General features: G+C 41.2%; 20 protein-coding genes and 1 pseudogene. 13 read left to right on the plus strand and 8 right to left on the minus strand.

Annotated features, from left to right (window positions below; all coding sequences use genetic code 11):
• Nucleotides 1–430: 430 nt before the first annotated feature.
• Nucleotides 431–2,308, plus strand: coding sequence for a lipase family protein (locus AAC155_RS08410; protein WP_113041769.1), 1,878 nt, complete (start codon nt 431–433; stop codon nt 2,306–2,308).
• 481 nt (nt 2,309–2,789) lie between these two features.
• The gene (gene yfcD / locus AAC155_RS08420; RefSeq protein ID WP_113041771.1) at nt 2,790–3,365 is read left to right on the plus strand and encodes an NUDIX hydrolase YfcD; all 576 of its coding nucleotides are present in this window, start codon (nt 2,790–2,792) and stop codon (nt 3,363–3,365) included.
• Between the two features lie 142 nt (nt 3,366–3,507).
• On the opposite strand, the pseudogene AAC155_RS08425 reads toward yfcD, so the two are convergent.
• Nucleotides 3,508–3,852 (minus strand): annotated as a pseudogene (locus tag AAC155_RS08425) (helix-turn-helix domain-containing protein); the annotation flags it as partial.
• Here AAC155_RS08425 and AAC155_RS08430 point away from each other — a divergent pair.
• From AAC155_RS08430 to AAC155_RS08450, 5 genes are all read left to right on the plus strand, one after another.
• The gene (locus tag AAC155_RS08430; protein ID WP_158536523.1) at nt 3,797–3,958 is read left to right on the plus strand and encodes a hypothetical protein; all 162 of its coding nucleotides are present in this window, start codon (nt 3,797–3,799) and stop codon (nt 3,956–3,958) included. The pseudogene AAC155_RS08425 and the gene AAC155_RS08430 overlap by 56 nt on opposite strands.
• Before the next feature lie 631 nt (nt 3,959–4,589).
• A complete protein-coding gene (locus tag AAC155_RS08435) occupies nt 4,590–5,369 on the plus strand; it encodes a DUF4225 domain-containing protein (RefSeq protein ID WP_113041772.1) in 780 nt (259 codons plus the stop codon).
• Nucleotides 5,362–5,721, plus strand: coding sequence for a hypothetical protein (locus AAC155_RS08440; RefSeq protein WP_113041773.1), 360 nt, complete (start codon nt 5,362–5,364; stop codon nt 5,719–5,721). Before AAC155_RS08435 ends, AAC155_RS08440 begins: the two co-directional genes overlap by 8 nt.
• Nucleotides 5,714–6,073: a hypothetical protein gene (locus AAC155_RS08445; protein ID WP_113041774.1), complete on the plus strand. Its 360-nt coding sequence runs from the start codon at nt 5,714–5,716 to the stop codon at nt 6,071–6,073. Before AAC155_RS08440 ends, AAC155_RS08445 begins: the two co-directional genes overlap by 8 nt.
• A gap of 141 nt (nt 6,074–6,214) precedes the next feature.
• Complete coding sequence (locus tag AAC155_RS08450; RefSeq protein WP_113041775.1) at nt 6,215–6,436, plus strand: hypothetical protein; 222 nt, start codon at nt 6,215–6,217, stop codon at nt 6,434–6,436.
• Nucleotides 6,437–6,634: 198 nt separating this feature from the next.
• Here the strand turns inward: AAC155_RS08450 and AAC155_RS08455 are convergent, their stop codons facing one another.
• Nucleotides 6,635–7,114: an Hcp family type VI secretion system effector gene (locus AAC155_RS08455; RefSeq protein ID WP_113041776.1), complete on the minus strand. Its 480-nt coding sequence runs from the start codon at nt 7,112–7,114 to the stop codon at nt 6,635–6,637.
• A gap of 686 nt (nt 7,115–7,800) precedes the next feature.
• On the opposite strand from AAC155_RS08455, the gene AAC155_RS08460 reads away from it, so the two are divergent.
• From AAC155_RS08460 to AAC155_RS08470, 3 genes are read left to right on the plus strand one after another with little or no spacing between them, the layout of a single operon-like run.
• Nucleotides 7,801–8,115, plus strand: a complete 315-nt coding sequence (locus AAC155_RS08460; RefSeq protein WP_113041777.1) for an antitoxin of toxin-antitoxin stability system — start codon at nt 7,801–7,803, stop codon at nt 8,113–8,115.
• Entirely contained in the window at nt 8,106–8,285 is a 180-nt protein-coding gene (locus AAC155_RS08465) for a hypothetical protein (protein WP_113041778.1), read from the plus strand. The genes AAC155_RS08460 and AAC155_RS08465 overlap by 10 nt, the downstream gene beginning before the upstream one ends.
• 2 nt (nt 8,286–8,287) lie before the next feature.
• Nucleotides 8,288–8,692, plus strand: coding sequence for a type II toxin-antitoxin system YafO family toxin (locus tag AAC155_RS08470; protein WP_113041779.1), 405 nt, complete (start codon nt 8,288–8,290; stop codon nt 8,690–8,692).
• Between the two features lie 317 nt (nt 8,693–9,009).
• Here the strand turns inward: AAC155_RS08470 and lsrG are convergent, their stop codons facing one another.
• From lsrG to lsrA, 6 genes are all read right to left on the minus strand, one after another.
• Nucleotides 9,010–9,309 carry a (4S)-4-hydroxy-5-phosphonooxypentane-2,3-dione isomerase gene (gene lsrG, locus AAC155_RS08475; RefSeq protein ID WP_113041780.1) on the minus strand — a complete coding sequence of 100 codons (300 nt, stop codon included), beginning with the start codon at nt 9,307–9,309 and terminating at the stop codon, nt 9,010–9,012.
• Between the two features lie 12 nt (nt 9,310–9,321).
• On the minus strand, nt 9,322–10,197 hold the full coding sequence (gene lsrF / locus AAC155_RS08480; protein WP_113041781.1) for a 3-hydroxy-5-phosphonooxypentane-2,4-dione thiolase: 876 nt from the start codon (nt 10,195–10,197) through the stop codon (nt 9,322–9,324).
• 68 nt (nt 10,198–10,265) lie between these two features.
• Nucleotides 10,266–11,285, minus strand: coding sequence for an autoinducer 2 ABC transporter substrate-binding protein LsrB (gene lsrB / locus AAC155_RS08485; protein WP_113041790.1), 1,020 nt, complete (start codon nt 11,283–11,285; stop codon nt 10,266–10,268).
• Nucleotides 11,286–11,347: 62 nt separating this feature from the next.
• Nucleotides 11,348–12,349, minus strand: a complete 1,002-nt coding sequence (gene lsrD / locus AAC155_RS08490) for an autoinducer 2 ABC transporter permease LsrD (RefSeq protein WP_113041782.1) — start codon at nt 12,347–12,349, stop codon at nt 11,348–11,350.
• Nucleotides 12,349–13,350: an autoinducer 2 ABC transporter permease LsrC gene (gene lsrC / locus AAC155_RS08495; RefSeq protein WP_113041783.1), complete on the minus strand. Its 1,002-nt coding sequence runs from the start codon at nt 13,348–13,350 to the stop codon at nt 12,349–12,351. The genes lsrD and lsrC overlap by 1 nt, the downstream gene beginning before the upstream one ends.
• On the minus strand, nt 13,344–14,879 hold the full coding sequence (gene lsrA, locus AAC155_RS08500) for an autoinducer 2 ABC transporter ATP-binding protein LsrA (RefSeq protein ID WP_113041784.1): 1,536 nt from the start codon (nt 14,877–14,879) through the stop codon (nt 13,344–13,346). The genes lsrC and lsrA overlap by 7 nt, the downstream gene beginning before the upstream one ends.
• 392 nt (nt 14,880–15,271) lie before the next feature.
• Here lsrA and lsrR point away from each other — a divergent pair, with 392 nt between their 5' ends.
• The 3 genes from lsrR (at nt 15,272) to AAC155_RS08515 (ending at nt 19,311) form a co-directional block, all read left to right on the plus strand.
• Nucleotides 15,272–16,237, plus strand: coding sequence for a transcriptional regulator LsrR (gene lsrR / locus AAC155_RS08505; protein ID WP_113041785.1), 966 nt, complete (start codon nt 15,272–15,274; stop codon nt 16,235–16,237).
• A 214-nt stretch (nt 16,238–16,451) separates the two neighbouring features.
• Nucleotides 16,452–18,044, plus strand: coding sequence for an autoinducer-2 kinase (lsrK, locus tag AAC155_RS08510; protein ID WP_113041786.1), 1,593 nt, complete (start codon nt 16,452–16,454; stop codon nt 18,042–18,044).
• 568 nt (nt 18,045–18,612) lie between these two features.
• Complete coding sequence (locus AAC155_RS08515) at nt 18,613–19,311, plus strand: thiamine pyrophosphate-binding protein (RefSeq protein ID WP_113041787.1); 699 nt, start codon at nt 18,613–18,615, stop codon at nt 19,309–19,311.
• Nucleotides 19,312–19,382: the final 71 nt, after the last annotated feature.

Below are 19,382 nucleotides of genomic sequence, written 5' to 3' on the forward strand. Positions count from 1 at the left end.
TTAATGAGGTGCTCCCTTGCCGTCGTGATGCATCTTGAAATCCATAGGGTATTTTTATGAAGAACTAAGCTAAATCTAACGAGATAAGGCGGCATGATAAATCTCAATACCCGATTTGGCTATGATTTCCTCTGGTTCTCGTAGACTGAGAGGATAGTCAGGTGCTAGCGAGCAGCCGGGATAAATTTATGGTTTTTATTTTTTGTGGATCTAGTTTTTGTGAAATTAAATAAATCAATGACCTGCATTGTTATTTTGTTGCCATTTTTTACCTTATGTTTTTCATAATTATATTCGTTTTGCATTTGTTGAATTTTATTACAATTACAGACTTGAGTGAATGAATTTTCTCTCCCACTATTATTAGTGTATCGACCTGATAATAAGTGTCTAATTAATATTCCAGAATAAAAAAAGGGAGATAATAATTATGAGCGAATTATGCCCACGTGAAATTATTGATAGCCAAAAAATGACAGAAAATTGGGTGGAGTTTCAATTAGTTGATGAACAAGGTAATCCATTAGTGAATATGCCTTATCGTCTGATAAGTAGCGGGAGGTTGCGAGATGAACGCAAAGGTGTGACTAATAATCAAGGATTGCTTAGGGAAGAAAACTTATCACCTGATGCGGTAACGTTATATATCAGTGCTCAACCATTAGCTGATGAAATGGAGCAGCGTCCATTACGGGAAAAACGCGGTATTAGGGCATCAGTTGTCCAACCAAAAGCAGAAACGGAAGGTCACCAATACCGTTATGTGACGATTGGACAGATAAGTGATGGTTTGCCTGTAATTGATAAATGGATAGAAGATAAACCGCCACGTTATCATTTCCCAGATTCGGTATCGAAAGGTTTTCGGGTTCTCTCAACAAACTGCCGGTATGTTTTGGAAGTATGTCCGTTTCGCGCATGGGTACTATTGTTACATCATCAGAAAGATTATTCCCTGGTGAATGCTTATAATTTGGCATTAATGGGATTGCTGTCATATTTTGATGATAATGTTGATATAGCAGGTTCTATTACTCATTTTTTTAACCGACAAATGCTGGATATATCTCAATTACCGAGTAAGGTGGAAAAAATATCGCGTACTCCCATTGTTTATGATGTGCCATTTAGTGAACGTTATACTGATGTTGTATTTATTGATTCAAAAGCGGGTGAAAGTGGGATAGGAGATACGGAGTTATTTTATGTCGCTAATCAACAGGAAATTATTGTTAGCTGGCGGGGAACGGCGAGTGTTGATGACGCCATTACTGATATTATGTATCAACCATTGAAATTGGGTTGTGAACCAGATGGTGTATGCAGTGGTTTTATTAATAATGGTAAAGTTCATCGGGGATTTTGGGAGGCATTTAATCTTATTGGCCAGTTAAAAGCTCCCGGTTCTGATGAAAATATGTTTGATAAAATTATTGATTTAGCTAAAAGCCGAAACGTATTTGTTTGTGGACATAGTTTGGGGGGCGCTTTAGGGTTATTGCATAGTGCCCAACTGAAAAAATATCATCCTTGTTTATATAGTTATGGGATGCCGCGGACATTAACCCGTAGTGCGGTACAAGAATTGGAAGATATTACACATTACCGTCATGTGAATGAAAATGATTTGGTTCCCTCTATGCCGCCGGAAAAAGATTTGGATAACTGGCTTTATAATTATTGGGGACCATTAGGTTATCTATTTAGTACCATTGAATTATTGGGTTTGACAAAAGGTCAGGAAGTTTTCTTACATCATGGGGAAATAGTTCACTTTTATAAAGCTGATCTCATTATTGAAACTTTAAAAAAGAGTGATTCAAACGATCTTATACGACTCACAGAAATATTACCTGTCATGGCAAAATTGTATTTGATTCCGTCATTGAATCATCAAACGAAAGATAATATTAAGGTGGCATTGGAGATTCAGAAAGAATTTTTTAAACAGATAAGCGACGCTGATAAGAATAAGTGGTTTCCACGTAATGCAAACCCGACTTTGAAATATGCCTTGGGAGTACCTGATCATCGTATGCTTAAATATATTCATTACATTGGCGATCGAATTGCAGAGTTGTTTGTGCCAGACAAATATTATTTTTATCAAGATCAGAAGAAATTATTTGAAAATACAATGAATGAAAGGAGTGATATTGTTCCTGATATTCGGCAACGTAACACACTATTTTTGAATATGGATAACCAGTTAGAGCAAGCACTTATTGATACTCTACAAGATAAACAGGGTATTTTGGCCTTAACGCGTTATACCAATATTGCCACACGGATTGAGAAAGAGTTATGATGAAATAAAGGTGAATAAATTAAATATTAAGATTAGTGAATTGGCATTTATACCCTATGGATTTCAAGATGGAACGCGGCGGCAAGGGAGCGAATCCCCGGGAGCATAGATAACGATGTGACCGGGGTGAGTGAGTGCAGCCAACAAAGAGGCAACTTGAAAGATGACGGGTATATAACCAAACAATAGATCGCTAGAAAATAATGCCGCCATAATGAGGAATATTGGGCGGATGATGGTTGAGATTCTCTTTTCTAATTTGCAGGGTTGATAAGATAAAGCCATTAACCCTGTTATCATGACCCGTAAAAATCTTATCGGACTACAGTTTCGTTGCAGTTTTATTTCAAGTTTAGCGAAAAGGTTGCATGAGTTGTCCGAAACGAATAACTTCGTAGAGTCCCTATCGATTTGGTTGTTTTGATTAAAATAAACATCTTGTAGATTTGCAATTTTCTGCTAATAAAAAAGGTTTTTGAAGATGGAACAAGAGAATCAAGAGAATGTAGCGAGTGTTGAGTGGATTGATATCGTTAATGAAAATAATGAAGTCATTGCTCAGGCTACGCGTCGGCAAATGCGTGCCCAATGTTTACGACACCGTGCGACTTATATTGTCGTTCACAACGGTATGGGAAAGATTTTGGTTCAACATCGTACAGTAACTAAAGATTTTTATCCGGGAAAGTTGGACGCGACCGCAGGTGGTGTTGTGATGGCGGGTGAAAATATGCTGGATTCTGCCCGGCGCGAAGCAGAAGAAGAGTTGGGTATTGCCGGTGTGCCTTTTGCAGAACATGGTAGTTTTTATTATGAAGCAGAGGATTGCCGTATTTGTGGCGCATTATTCAGTTGCATCAGTCATGGTCCGTTTGCTTTACAGGAAGCGGAAATTGATGATGTATGCTGGTTGACACCGGAGGAGATAACCGCTCGCTGTGATGAATTTACCCCTGATTCGCTGAAAGCACTTTCTCTGTGGCTGACACGTAATAACGATTTTGATGAAATTATTGTTTATAAAAAAAATGCGAATAGTCCAAAAAGAGTTATCTAAATTAATCTGAGTAAAAATTAATGAGGTTGTACGTTCTTATTGATGAAATGTTGGAGGATGGCTGGCGGCCATCCTCTAATACGACCGCACCGTTCTTTCGAGGTTTTGGGCAAACTGTTAATAACGTGCCGTAAAATATGTGCTTAGGAATGCGCTGATACCAATTTATCCAAGCCGGTTGTTTACGGAACTGGCTTGGTGTCAGACCAAATGACTGTTTGAAGGCCCGGCTGAATGATTCCGGGTTTTGAAAACCTGCGTCCAACGCAATATCGATGATTTTTTCTAGCGGATTGAATGCCAAACGGTAGGAAGCACGCTTTAATCGCATTAATTGGATATAGCGTCCTACCGGTATACCGCAGTAATTGGCAAACTGTCGGTGAAAGTGATAACGCGAAAAATTCGCTACCTCACTCAGTTGTTCCAATGTGAGCGGCTCATCCAAATGGCGCTCAATATATACCCTATGGATTTCAAGATGCATCGCGGCGGCAAGGGAGCGAAGCCCCGGGAGCATAGATAACTATGTGACCGGGGTGAGTGAGCGCAGCCAACAAAGAGGCAACTTGAAAGATGACGGGTATAATTAAATACCTGATTGAATCGTTTGACGTAGGCGTCAGTTTTATCATTGTGCATTGTATCCTCCAATTGAGAGCACTATGCCTGAGCATAAGAGACATTGCCTGACTGATATTATTGATTTTGGCATTAAGCCGATGTGGAAAATGTTATTTCAAATGAAACTCTAATCGTGTAAGGAAGAAAATAATAGCATATAGCAGGGAATGGTTAGGTTTGAATAATAGATAGCGTTTAGAGAAAAATTAGGTTTGAATAATGGTTAGTGTTTAGGAAATAGAATATTCGGGGAAAAAAGACTGTTTGTTGTTCTATTGTTGTGATTTAATGGGTTTGGTAGAAGTAGTGAAAGATATTGTATGGCCCAGATAATTTGGGTATTCGCTATGGAAAAGTATTTCTCGATATTGGAGTGCCTTAATAGGTATTGTCAGGAATTAGGATCATGTGGGACCAAATCATAGCTATCTGATTCAGCCGTGGATGAGGACCTTTTTATATAACGGTTATCCATTGGAGTTTAGAATCAGCATTCTAAGGTTAAGGGCTTACAATGTTCTTTTGGACAGGATCATGGAATGGTTATCACATTGTTTGGGGATCGCATGAGTCAAAATTAACGAGTTATAGAGGTTTAACATGGTATTTTCATCAAGACAGAGTTGGCATTATTTAGATCTCAAAATTAAAGAATTACATGAGATATCATCCAGGCTTAATTTTAGATATCTTTCTGATGTTAGAAGCGGAAGTCGTTTCCTTTTTGAAATAAATGAACTCATCAGAACGGTTAATCATGAGATAGGTACAAATTGCTTATCTGTTGATGGTGGTATTGCAATCCTGCAAGATGAAATAGATAACCTAAAGAGACAGGAATTTGACCTGTTAATGAATGATAGCCAGATATATATGATTGTTCAAAAAGAAAAAAAAGAAGAAGAGGATGAAACAATCAATTTAACTTTGAAAGGAATTGGTTTTGTTAGCGGTGGTTCTCAAATCTTTGCTGGTCTTGGCGTGTGTGTGGCCTCTCTTGGCGCAGCTTGTGCCGGTTTTGGTGTACCTCTACTGATACAGGGAGGAAATAATGTTTATGAGAATGGGTATTACCTGTTATTAAGGAAAGAGGTTTCAGGTCCGGTAAGGGATGTTTATCGTGATGCAGCTAAAACGCTTGGTTATAGTGGAGCTGATGGTGATAGAGTTTACGGCTATGTAGATCTGGCGTTGTCTGGGTACGGAATGGCAAGATCTATTGTGAGGCCCGGAACGTTTCGTTTATTTCGGTATATAAAAACTGATTACATCAGAGGGTGGCAGGAGATGGGGAAAATACCTTTGCTTGCTGAGATTACTGGTGATCTTGTGACTAGTTTTGGTATTTATTCGATTTCTAATGGTGAAAAAAATGAATAATGACGTGACGTTATCCTATTACAATGTCTTTTTTGTAATTATTTATTACGCAATGTCTATTTTCGTGTTTATTGTACTTTTTAAGTTTAGGGGGTACGTAAAAATTTATATTCAAGCGGTTGTTTTTACTGTTATTATTTTGGTTTTTACTGTTATCCAATATAATATTTTATTAAATGGCGGTGTTCTGATATATATATTCCCACATTATTTTAGTATTTACGATTATAGATCAATCCGGTTTGGTGCTTTGTTTTTCTTTATTGTATATTGCTGTCTGATGCCTGTGAGCAAATTTTATCGTGAGGAAAGAGAAAAGCAAAGTGGAAATAATGGTGAAAAAAATGAATGATGATGTGACGTTATCCTATTACAATGTCTTTTTTGTAATTATTTATTACGCAACTTCTATTTTCATGTTTATTATACTTCTTAAGCTAAGGGGGTATTTAAAGACCCATATCCGAGAGGTGATTTTTTCTATTTTTCTTTTGATTGTTAATGCTGTTCAATATAATATTTTGGCAAATGGTGGTATTCTGATATATATATTCCCACATTATTTTAGTATTTATGATTATAGATCAATCCGGTTTGGTGCTTTGTTTTTTCTGATTGCATATTGTTTTCTAATGCCTGTGAGTAAATCTTATAGTGAGGAGGAAGAAAAGCAAAGCGGAAATAATGGTAAAAAAAATGAATGATGATGTGACGTTATCCTATTATAATGTCTTTTTTGTAATTATTTATTACGCAATTATCTATTTTCGTGCTTATTGTACTTTTTAAGTTGATGGAATATGTAAGGGGTTATATTCGAACGGTGCTTTTTACTGTTATTTTTTGTGGTTGTTAATACTGTTCAGCATAATATTGCTGTAAATGGTGGTGTACTGGTATATATATTTCCACATTATTTTAGTATTTATGATTATAGATCAATCCGGTTTGGTGCTTTGTTTTTTGCAATTGCATATTCTTGTCTTCTTACTATGGGTAAACCTTATAGTGAAGAAAAAGAAAAAGAAAAAGAAAAAGAAAAAGAAAAAGAAAAAGAAAAGAATTGATATTTATTTAATGGATTATAGAGTGAAGTTTATCTATACCTTATGGATTTCAAGATGCATCGCGACGGCAAGGGAGTGAATCCCCGGGAGCATAGATAACTATGTGACTGGGGTGAACGAGTGCAGCCAACAAAGAGGCAGCTTGAAAGATGACGGGTATAAATACCTCCCGTTTGGGAGGTGGTATCTTATTGGAAGTTAATATACCGTATCTTCCCATATACTATAACCGCCGGTCCCTGCGATAATATGGTTCCACGTTATACTTTTATATATTAACGATAGAGTTTCTTGAGGTTGCTGGTCATTATTTTCTAAAGAGTTAGGATGGAGTACACTGTATTCCAATATTTGAGCTCCGATTAGCTTTAAATTAAAATATAATTCTAATCCTCCATTTAAACTTGTCCGATAATGGTTAATAAAACAATCCATTACTTCATTATTGGAAATTGCAACACCTAACAGAGGCGTTGATTTATCAATGGGTTTTCTAATTATCACCGGTTGATGTTTAACGTTTTTCTTACGTAACATTGAGTGGCTCAAACCGTAAACTAGAATTTCATCTTGATGGTTAACTTGGCATTTATTACCAATCGAGTCAATTGATGAACAACCCGCAGAGATTAGTCCCTGATTTTTCCCTTTTATTGTCAGATAGATTAAGTCAGCCAAAATATATGTACTCCTATGTCATTGGTATGAATGATGTAGATAAGAAAGTAGTTTGGTTGTCAGACTCGTCTCTTTTTCTTCTAACTTTCGCCATGCTGCCAAGAAGGTAAAACATAAGTATGCTTGCCTGTTTGGAGAGCATTTTGAAATATCCTAAGTTAGTATCAAAGAGGAGAATGCTAATCAAGGCTCTTTCCATTCCTCAAAAATAGCGAAATTTGATTAAAAGTCAATCTTTTTGGTTGGTTTTAAAGCAATTGTTTATTGGCGATATCGGTATTATTAACACGACATTCAGTAATACAGATTTTGACTTTGAGAGATTCTGTTGGGAATTATTGTTGGTTGATTTTATTAATAGACAGGAAGAATGCAGCGTTATTCTTGGAAGATAAAGTTTGTTGTAAGCATTCTGTAAGTCAATAAATTCATTTTGCAAACGGCAATATATGGCTGCTTTATAATGATTCATCAGGACTAATAACTGCACTATAGGCGAGTGTTTAATTAATATGTATGTATATTCAGAGTAAACGGTAACTAAAAAGTGTAGGAGCGGATTGCTCGCTAGACGCTGATAGGTTGTTGTCTACAACCAACAAAATGTTGGTAGTCTCCAAATATAGCTCTATACTTAGAGCTGAATTTGGAACTATATATGGCAGTGTAAAGTGGAGGTATTCTATATGTTACAGAAGGTTATGTGTGGTTACACCATACCGATAAGCAAGTTCAAATCCAATCCTGGCGCTGCCTTGGCGGAAGCACAAGGAGATGCTATTGCTGTTTCATCAAACAATCAGATCCAGTTCTATGCTGTACCTGCACATATGTATGAAGAGATTATTAATTTTGTTGAGTTTGCTCAACGAGGGACAACTGAGTTAAAAAACATTCCAGCTAATTTTACTGGTGAAGGTTTGGATATGAATCAGATTGCTACTGAGATGGCAACGAAACTCAAACACGGCTCCACTGGAGACTACGAAGAATGGTCATAAAAAGCATACAAATTTCTTCAAAGAGGGGGCAAGGCAAGCCATTAGTGATTTGCGAGTTTGATGAACAAGGAGTACTTTCAGCTACCGGCAATTTTCATCTTAATGAAAGTGAGATGAAAAAAGTTGCAGATAAAATGGCGGAGTCGCTGATCAAGAAAAAGGGAAATTAACGGTGGTAAGAATATTTACATACAGTAATTTGAAAGATGCTTTGGGTGAACAGAAAACCAAAGCCTTGGTTGATGACTTCAAAGCCTACAAAGAAGGAAAAGGTTTGCCCATTACCTTTGGTCGGGATGTTCCCTATAAGTTCACGAATAACCGTTCTTACCTTGAGTTGCAACACTTGCATTACAGAGAAAGTGGTTTTTCACTCAAGTTGGTGCAATTTAGACGAACGAGCGGTTATGTTCTAGTTTACTGTTTTGGGTTCTTTGACCAAAATACCTATTTGTTAATTGCGATTATTAAGCACTGGAATCACAATGAACCTAATGACATAGTGGGAACTGATAGAGACATTGAGTTAATGGACGAGCTTGAAAAGATTGCCGAGCGCTTTAGGGAAAGATTTTAATTTTGTTGATCTTCAATCTTTATATGAATTTATTGTTGATTGATTTTACTGATATACCTAATGGAAGCAATGTTGTTCTTGGTTGTGAAATATTAAGAGTGATACGAGAACAAAACCCTCGGGCAGAATATTCTGTCCCGGATAATTTAGTGATTTAAACGAAGTTGTATTTTATCGTTATATTGAAGCGTTTTATACCCAATGGATTTCAAGATGGATCGCGACGGCAAGGGGGAGAATCCCCGGCAGCATAGATAACTATGTGACCGGGGTGAGTGTAGCCAACAAAGAGGCAACTTGAAAGATAACGGGTATATTTATTTTATTTCTGGCATCACACCAATAAACGATCTCTTTTTCCTTGGTTCAGACATCAGGGATTCAAGTTGTTCAACACATTTCAGATAATGAGGGGTTTGCTTGTGTGTGTTAGCCGCGTTTTCATCAACATAGGCTTCATAAATATAAAAGCGGGTTGGAATATTTTCGTCCCGTAATACATCAAAACGTAAATTGCCTGCTTCTTTAATTGATCCCAGATGATTAAGGCGAAAAATTTCAATAAATTCGTCTAATTTGTCCTGCTTAACATTAATTTCAACCAAAGTTACGTGCATCTCAATTTCTCCTTATTGTTTTTCACTTAAAAATAACTCGTAAGCTTTGCTGGCATTCTCATTCTGATGTACAACGGTTTGAACCGCTTTTAACATGGCAACCGGTGCTTCGGATTGGAAAATATTACGTCCCATATCAACACCGGCAGCCCCTTGATCAATAGCCTGGTAACACATCTCCAGAGCTTCTTTTTCTGGTAACTTTTTACCACCGGCAATCACAATAGGAACCGGACATCCGCTGGCAATACGCTCAAAGCCAGTATCGACATAATAAGTTTTAATGATTTGTGCGCCCATCTCGGCCGCAATGCGCGTCGCCAGAGAAAAATAGCGCTGATCCCGAACCATATCTTTCCCAACGCCGGTGACTGCCATTGTTGGCATACCGTAACGCATTCCCTGATCGACTAATTTGATAATGTTCTTAATTGATTGATGCTCATATTCAGAGCCGATATAGACCTGAGCAGCTACTGCACAGACATTCAGGCGTAAAGCATCTTCCATAGCAACCGCGACCGCCTCATTGGACAGCTCCGTCAGAATCGAGTTGGCGCCGGAAGCACGCAAGACCACCGGTTTGTTGGTCGCGGGTGGAACTTGGCTACGCAAAATACCACGGGTGCACATTAAGACATCGGTATGGGGAAATAGTGGAGCAATATTGATATCGATGCGTTCAAGCCCGGTTGTTGGCCCCTGAAAATAACCGTGGTCGAAAGCCAACATCACCGTTCGATTGGTTTTGGGATTAAAAATGCGTGAAAGTCGTGATTGCATTCCCCAATCCAGTGCGCCGCAACCTTTCAGTTCAAATAGGCTGTTCTTCTGTGGGATATCAATACCAAAATCTTTGCCATCTTTAATATCATCTAAATCTGCCATTTTTCTTCTCCTAACTCACTTACATTGGTCCAGCAACCCTGCATGGCAGAGATTGCTGGACAGTCGTATTAGAAATCGTATTGATTGATATTGTCTTTGGTGAAAATGACCCGTTCAGGTAGAACAACAATACCGTTTCCTTTGGCTTCATAGCGGTAACCCTGAACGCGGTTTGGTACAACTTCAACAATGCCAATATCGGGAATATCTAGTTTATCGCCGACATTTAAATCACCTTTCTTGAGTAATTCATTAGCGACATGGATTGAAATTTTGCCTTGATTAACAACATCCCATAGCCCGAATTGCTTGACGGTTCCGCGTTCAACATAAGGGCGCATGACATTGGGGGTGCTGAAACCCACAATCGCAACATCTTGTCGTTTCAGATTTTCTGCTGCCTGTGCCGCGGCTGGCAGGGCATTGGCATCCGGGGCAATAATGGCGTCCAGGTCACTCCAGGCTTTTAAAATCCCTTCTGCGGTTTGTAAGGATTTGGTTGCATCGTTATAACCAAACTGGGTGGTAACAATCTCCCAACCTGGATGCTCCGCGGCAATTTTATCTTTAGCTTCTTTGACCCATTGGTTTTGGTCAGTGACCGTTGGGCTGGAGTAGAAAAACGCGACCTTGGCTTGCTCTTTTTGCACCTGATTGGCGGCCATATCCACCAGCATTCCGCCTAGTTGGTTTGGCGTTCCTTGGTTAATATAGATAGAACGGCATTCCGGCGAAGTATCTGAATCCCAGGTCAGGATTTTTACTCCCCGTTGCATGGCTCGTTTCAACGCAGGGCACAGACCATCCGGTGAAACCGCAGAGACCACAATAGCGTTATAGCCTTGGTTCACGAAATTGTTGATAAGCTGAACTTGACCGGCAACACTGGGTTCTGTTGGTCCATCATAGGTCACATTGACCCCCAAAGCTTTCCCGGCGGCTACGGCACCTTGGCCGCCACTGGTAAAAAAGCCGACACCGACCAGTTTAGGGATGAAAGCGATTCTTTCGGCGGCGTGTACCCAAGAGGCGCAAGCCAGACTTAATAGGCTAATTAGAGCCAGTTTTTTCAGGATCAGTGTTTTCATTACTCTCTCCATATTGTTGGGTTTCAGAGGGACTGTAATGTCATAAAATTCAATCTGTAGGTTTATGAAGACAATCTCTGATTTCGCCATCGTTGTATCCAGTCACGGATTCGGTGGTGGTGCAAGCTGATGGAACGTCCTACCACGGCAATAATCAACAGGGCGCCAGCAAGGGCACTGGATACCTGACTGGGGACGCCAGCCATCTGTAACCCCTGTTGTAAATAACCAATTAATAATATAGCCAGCGCGGTGCCGATAATTGAACCTGAACCACCGTAAATATTGGCTCCGCCCAATACTACTGCGGTGATTGCTGGCATCAGAAATGATGCGCCGAGGTCAGAGCGCGCTGATCCAAAATAGGAAACTAATACAATGGCGGCGATAGCAGAAGCTATGCCGGTCAGGGTATAGAGAAGATATAGGGTTCGGGCAACAGGAATTGCCGCATAACGGGCAACTTTACTGCTTTGTCCAATCAGAAAAATATTGCGTCCACTGTGGGTACGATGCATGAACAGCCAGAAAATAAGGAGACAGAGTAGAAATAGCATCAATGGCATGGGTAGGCCAAACAAAGCCAAATTGGCAAAATCAGTCAATGCTTGTGGAAAGCCACCAATACCTTCGTAACCAGTTGCACCGGAGATGCCGGAAAGTAGCAGGGCACTGCCACCGAACAGATATAGGGTACCGAGTGTGATAACCAGTGGGTTAATGCCGGTATATAAAATGAGTGCCGCATTGATTATTCCACATATTGCACCGACCAGTAGTGTCAAAGGAATAGCGGCGGCCATTGGAATACCGGCCTGATTCATTACTCCGAGTGATATCGCGCACAGACCAATGGTTGAGCCAAATGAAATATCGATACCCCCACTGACAATAACCATAGTCAGTGGCAAGGCCACAATCCCGATACAGATAAAATCACTGGTACTCAGCAACAATATATTGATATCCAGCATGCGCGGGTTTGCTATGCCAAACAGCAGTATTTCAATAATCAGTAATGCGGCTAAGGCCAATTCCCAGCCATAACGTTGACCGATATTCATTATGTCACCTGATTACTTTTGTCATTTTTGAGGAAACGGGCATATTTTTGTTGGCGGATATTTTTTTCGATGGCACAACGAAGGCGTCCATCAAAAATCAACACCGCCAGCAGAACAAATCCGGCAATAAAATCGTTCCACCAGGCAGGGAGTTTTAGCAGTACTAATCCGCTGTTTATCTGCGTCAGGAAAAATGCGCCTAAAATAGCGCCGATCACTGTACCGGTGCCGCCAAGCAGACTGACGCCGCCTAGCACACAAGCGGCGATAGCTCTCATTTCCAGCCCACTGCCGGTCTGATTTGGGATAAAACCAATTTGGGAAGCAAAAACAATTCCGGCCAGTGCTGCCATGACACCATTCACGGAGAAGGCGATAATTTGAATGCTATCTGTACGAACGCCCAGTTGACGAGCACCTTGCAGGTTGTCTCCTGTGGCGTAAAAGCTTCGGCCAAATGGGGTTTTTGCTAGTATCCACGCCATTGCTAATATCAGGATCATTAACAGCCAACCGATAGGTGAGATATTGAGCCATAAAGGTGCGGAAAGGCGCTTTAATTCGTTTGGTAAGCCTTCGATCCATTTACCGTCAGTAAGCAATAACATCAGCCCACGGTAAAGCCCCAACGTGCCGAGGGTGGTAACGATCGCGGGAATTTTCAACCAGGTGACCAGCGCACCATTGAAGAATCCGGCACACATGCCGAGCAGAAGAGTCAACAGGCAGGAAACGGACAGGCTAAAGCCGGCATTCAGTGACATTCCCATAATGACCGCGCATAAGCCAGCAATCGAGCCGACAGAGACATCAATATTGCGAGTCAGCATGACCAGTGTTGCCCCCATTGCAAGCAAGATAAGGATCTGCGCACTGCTAAAAACGAGGGTGACAGTTTGTAAGCTAAAGTACTGGTGGTCGATAACACTGAGTAAGCCAAACAGGCAGAGAATGGCAATCAATGCGGTAATTTCGCGGTTATTCTGGATAAGTTTCAACATGATGTCGCCTGTTGTGGTTTATGTTCGCCGAAAGCGATATGCATAATGGTGTCAACATCCATCTGTTGCTTAGTTAGCTCGCCATTGATTTCTCCCTGATGCATGACTAATACCCGATCAGCGATTCGAACCACTTCATCCAGATCCGATGAAATAAAAATAATGGCCACTTGCTGTTGGGCGATATGACGAATCAGTTGGTAAATATCATTGCGTGCCGCGACATCCACACCACGTGTAGGTTCATCAATAATCAGGACGGCGGGGTGAGCTTCCAGACATTTAGCAATCAGAATTTTTTGTTGATTACCACCGGACAGCGTTTTAATTGGTTGGTTGATATGGCTGAATTTGATATTTAGGATTTGGCAATAGCGTTCAAGTACCGCTGTATCATAGGCAGGGCGTATCCAGAATGTATTGCGGTTGTGGGTTAGTGAGCAGATATTCCAGCCGAGTGATGAATCCAGAAATAATCCTGATGACTGTCGATCTTCCGGCAAATAAACCAAACCTTGGGCCAGACGTTGAGCCGTTTTTAGCCCATTAACAGTATGTTGTTTTAACTTAATTTCGCCGGATACCGCAGGGCGCAGGCCATAAAGTGTTTCAGCCAGTTCTGTACGGCCAGCACCAACAACCCCGGCCAAACCAAGAATTTCACCCGGTTTCACTGAGAATGAGATATTGCTGAAACCCTCACCGCTTAGCTTGGTGACTGTCAGTATTGGTCGATCAGGTACTGTCTGGTGCTGGTTATTGCTAAGATCCAGACCCAATTTTGGGGTGCCATTTAATGGCTGATCTTTTGCGGCCGGTGTAATAGCCTGAATAATGTCATCCGTTGTGTAATCGCGGATTTTGCCACTTAAGGCAATAGTGCCGTCACGCATGACACTGACCTGATCTGCTAGTTGGTAAATTTCAGGGATTTTGTGGGAAATAAAAATGATGCCGACACCTTGCTGTTGTAGCTCACGGAGCTGGGCAAATAAGCGTTCGGTTTCTACTGGTGTTAGGGAGGCGGTAGGTTCATCAAGGATTAAGATTTTCGAATTACGCATCAGGCCACGCATAATTTCGACCAGTTGTTGATCGGCAACATTAAGGCTGCCAGCACTGACATGTAGATCTAATTGACAGCCAAGTAATGCCAGTAGCTGTTTCATTTTAGACTTATCTACCTGATGCTTTGGCAAACGAAACAGGATGTTTTCCTGTACAGACAAATTCGGAAATAACAGTGGTTCTTGTGGTATCAGATAAATACCGAATTGGTGGGCTTTAGTGGGATTAAGATGGCTAACATGATGACCGCTAATCTTGAGCGTGCCTTTATCCGGCTGTTCGAGACCAGCAATAATCTTCATCAGTGTTGATTTGCCCGCACCATTACCCCCTAACAGAGCCTGTATCTGCCCTGGAAACAGAGTAAAATCAATATGTTTCAGTACCATTACGCCGGAAAATTGCTTACTGATGCCACTGACTTCTAATAGCGGTGGTACTGCGGTGTTGTTATGTAACATCGCGGCATCCTCTTACATGCAGGTGCGGAGGCAAACAAAATGAACATTTATCTATTTAAAAAACAATTGTTCAACATGGTAGCTGTTAAATTATGAGATTGGCAATATTTAAATCACATTTTGTGAAAAATTTATATATTCATTGAATTGTGTTCAAATTTTTGCGGTAAAACTCTGGCGTGTTATACGTTTTAATGGTTATCTGTTGAGCGCGGATAAAAGAAAGTGGTTATGTCGATAAAATCAGTGAAAGAAAAATCAGCTAAAGAGAAAAATATAGACCCTATGGATTTCAAGATGCATCGCGACGGCAAGGGAACGAATCCCCGGGAGCATAGGGAACTATGTGACCGGGGTGAGAGAGTGCAGCCAACAAAGAGGCAACTTGAAAGATGACGGGTATATCGTCTGAGGACACCTATCCGGGTAATAGCATGAGTGAAGAAGAGCTGCTTGCGCGTATTGCATGGTTTTACTATCACGATGGCCTGACACAAGGTGACATCGGCGATTTGCTTGGTTTAAGCCGGTTAAAAGTTTCCAGATTACTGGAGAAAGGGCGGCAATCAGGCGTCATTCGGGTACAAATTAACTCTCGTTACGAGGGGTGTTTGGCACTGGAAGATACCCTGCAAAAACATTTCTCTTTGAAACAGGTACGCGTTTTGCCTGCGCTGGCAAATATGAATCTTAATGCCAGATTGGGGGTTGGCGCGGCACATTTGCTGATGGCATTGATTGAACCGCAGCAATTATTGGCTGTGGGATTTGGTGAAACTACCATGTGCACATTGCAACATTTAAGTGGTTTTATCTCATCACAACAAATTAGGCTAGTCACATTATCCGGTGGCGTCGGTCCTTACATGACCGGTATTGGTCAACTGGATGCAGCCTGTTCAATCAGTATTATCCCCGCCCCATTACGTGCTTCCACTGCTCAGGTTGCTGAAACATTTCGTCAGGAGAGCAGTGTCCGAGATGTTTTGCTAGCGGCTTGTGCGGCTGATATTGCTATCGTTGGTATTGGCGCAGTTAATCAGAAACAGCAGGCGACAATTATGCGTTCTGGCTATATCAGTGATGGTGAACAGCTAATGTTTGGTCGGAAAGGCGCTGTGGGCGATATCCTTGGCTATTTTATGCGCGTTGATGGTGAGCTGGTGGAGGATATGCAAATTCATCAGGAGCTGATTGGTATCTCCATGCCAGAACTGAAAACCATCCCGACAGTGATTGGCGTTGCGGGAGGGGAAGAGAAAGCGGAAGCCATTATTGCTGCGCTGAATGGTCAATATATCAATGGGCTGGTGACGGAAGAACAGACTGCCAGAGCGATGCTGGATTTGCTGCGCTGAACCCTGTATTTACTCTATCCGTGAAATAAGCAGAAAAAATTTGAGGTAAAGCTATACCCTATGGATTTCAAGATGGAACGCGGCGGCAAGGGAGCGAATCCCCGGGAGCATAGAGAACTATGTGACCGGGGTGAGTGAGTGCAGCCAACAAAGAGGCAACTTGAAAGATGACGGGTATATAAATTCAAAAAGTAATTGAACTGAGGATAGCATCATGAATCAACGCCGTAGTGTTAATCCATCGGGAAAATATCTGATGGCGCTTGATGCAGGAACAGGGAGTGTTCGTGCAGTGATATTTGATCTTGAAGGGAATCAAATAGCTGCGGGGCAGGCTGAATGGATACATCAGCCTGTACCTGATGTACCGGGTTCAATGGAGTTTGATTTAGCGACGAACTGGCAGCTCGCTTGCCAATGTATTCGCCAGGCGCTAAAAACCGCGCAATTGCCCGCCAGTGCTATTCAGGGGGTGGCTTCTTGCTCTATGCGGGAAGGTATCGTGCTTTATAACCGCAATGGTGAGCCGATCTGGGCTTGTGCTAATGTGGATGCGCGTTCCAGCCAAGAAGTGAGTGAATTGAAGGCGTTGTATGACAGCACTTTTGAATATGATGTGTATCGGTGTTCAGGGCAAACATTAGCGTTGGGTGCAATGCCTCGTCTGTTATGGTTGGCTCATCATCGCCCGGCTATCTATCGTCAGGCAGCCGCTTTAACCATGATCAGCGACTGGCTGGCAAATATGCTCAGTGGTGAATTGGCTGTTGATCCCTCCAATGCGGGTACGACAGGTATGCTGGATCTGGTGAGCCGTGATTGGCGTCCCGATTTACTTGAGATGGCAGGATTGCGTTCCGATATTCTTTCGCCGGTAAAAGAGACTGGGACCTTGTTAGGTTACGTCACGGAGAAAGCTTCTGCTCAATGTGGACTGAATATTGGCACACCGGTCATTATGGGCGGTGGTGATGTCCAACTTGGTTGTCTTGGTTTAGGTGTTGTTAAGCCAGCGCAGACTGCCGTTATCGGTGGTACTTTCTGGCAGCAGGTTGTTAATTTACCAGCGCCGGTTACTGACCCAAATATGAATACACGGATAAACCCTCATGTTATTCCCGGTATGGTGCAGGCGGAGTCCATTAGTTTCTTTACTGGCTTGACGATGCGTTGGTTTAGGGATGCATTTTGCGCGGAAGAAAAGCTGTTGGCGGAGCGTCTTGGCGTTGATACTTATAGCTTATTGGAAGATATGGCGGCCAGAGTCCCGGCGGGCGCTTATGGTGTTATACCCATTTTCTCTGATGTGATGCGGTTTAAAGCTTGGTATCATGCCGCACCTTCCTTTATTAACCTTTCCATTGATCCTGAGAAATGCAATAAAGCGACCCTATTTCGTGCGTTGGAAGAGAATGCAGCGATTGTCTCGGCCTGTAATCTGGATCTGATTTCTGCCTTTTCGGCAGTAAAACCGGATTCACTGGTATTCGCTGGTGGTGGTTCAAAAGGAAAATTATGGAGCCAGATTTTATCTGATGTGGCAGGGTTGCCGGTTCGGGTGCCGATGGTTAAAGAATCGACCGCTTTAGGCTGTGCAATTGCTGCTGGAGTGGGGGTTGGGCTTTATGATGCAATGGGGACGACAGGGGAAAAACTGGTGCGTTGGCAACATGAATATCAGCCAAATCCTGAACATTATGAAGTATATCAAAAGGCTAAACAGGATTGGCAGGCGATATATGCTGATCAATTAACGTTGGTCGATCATGGTTTGACAACTTCATTATGGAAAGCGCCGGGATTATAGCTTGCAATAAGTTGATCTGCCGTATTGCTGGGTGCGCTTGTGCTGATAGGCGACTTGTGCACCAAGTATTCCCTTAATTTTTTAATTAATTTTGCATGGATTGATGGTAATGGTTACTTGTCTCATGAAACCGTACTATTGTTTGGTTTTATTCAACTAAGAATGAATAGACATGTAGGAACAAAGACTTAAGTCTAGATTCTTGCTTATTAATCAGGTTGTAAAAATCGGATTAGGTTCTTTTTTAAACTATCTACTATTTTGAAAATTTGCCTTGTTGCTATTTACTATTGTGACGATAATCAAATTAGTTTTCTTGACTGATATAAATAATTAAACTACTTTTTAATAGCTACCCTGTATAAGCTAATTCAAAAAAATCGATTTAGCAGTTATCACGATATTTATGTAGTTAAGTTCCTTGTATGAGCTGGATCACACAAAAAGCCTTTTTAGAGCTGAAGATTAATATTGGCATAGTCTGTACATATTAAAAATATCTGAATTTTTAATAAACATTCATGAATGTTGCTTTATAAATTAAACTCTAAACACAAAGGACGACCACATGAAACTTGATGAACTATTTCTGCGTGCGCTTGCGCGCCAAGGTGTAACCAAATGCTTCGGTATTGTAGGCGGTGAAGCAGAGGCTATTAGATTTGCAAATCAAATTGGTATCGAATTCTTCCTTACAAGACATGAATTTACAGCTGGCATTATGGCTGATGTTTTAGGAAGATTTACAGGAAAACCGCAAATGTGCTGGTCTACTTTTGGTCCCGGCCTTACCAATATAGCGACAGGAGTATGTTCAGGAATATTAGATCGTTCTCCTATGATAGTAGCATCAGCTCAAATACCAAATGAACAGGCTAAGTACAACTTAACTCATCAATGTATTGATAATGTAAGTTTTATGAAGCCAATTACAAAGGTAAGTTTCCAGATCGAAGGTATTAAAGACATTCGACAAAAAATCCCTTCCGCAATAAAGGTATCTATTGATAAATTACCTGGCCCAGTTTATATGAGTATACCTATAGATGTCCTTAAGCAGGAAATCTCTGCTCAAGAAGCTGCTAATATTCTTGAAGGATTGCAAATACCAAAAAGAACGGAACCTGCGGCACCTGTAGTGGCTAATTTGGAAAAAGTAGCTAGCTTGGTAAATAATTCACGTTATCCAATGATCATCATTGGTAACCAGGCAGGGCACGAGCATACTTTGACTGCTATTCATCCAAAGAAAACTCTTGCCCGATAATCATCGCACCAACCCGCTTTTTTAAGCTTGTTCCTTTGGCTCGGTGCCCCGCAATCGCATTGTTTGACCAG

Source organism: Photorhabdus sp. HUG-39 (assembly GCF_963878365.1).
In the GTDB taxonomy this organism is placed as follows: Bacteria; Pseudomonadota; Gammaproteobacteria; order Enterobacterales; family Enterobacteriaceae; genus Photorhabdus; species Photorhabdus kayaii.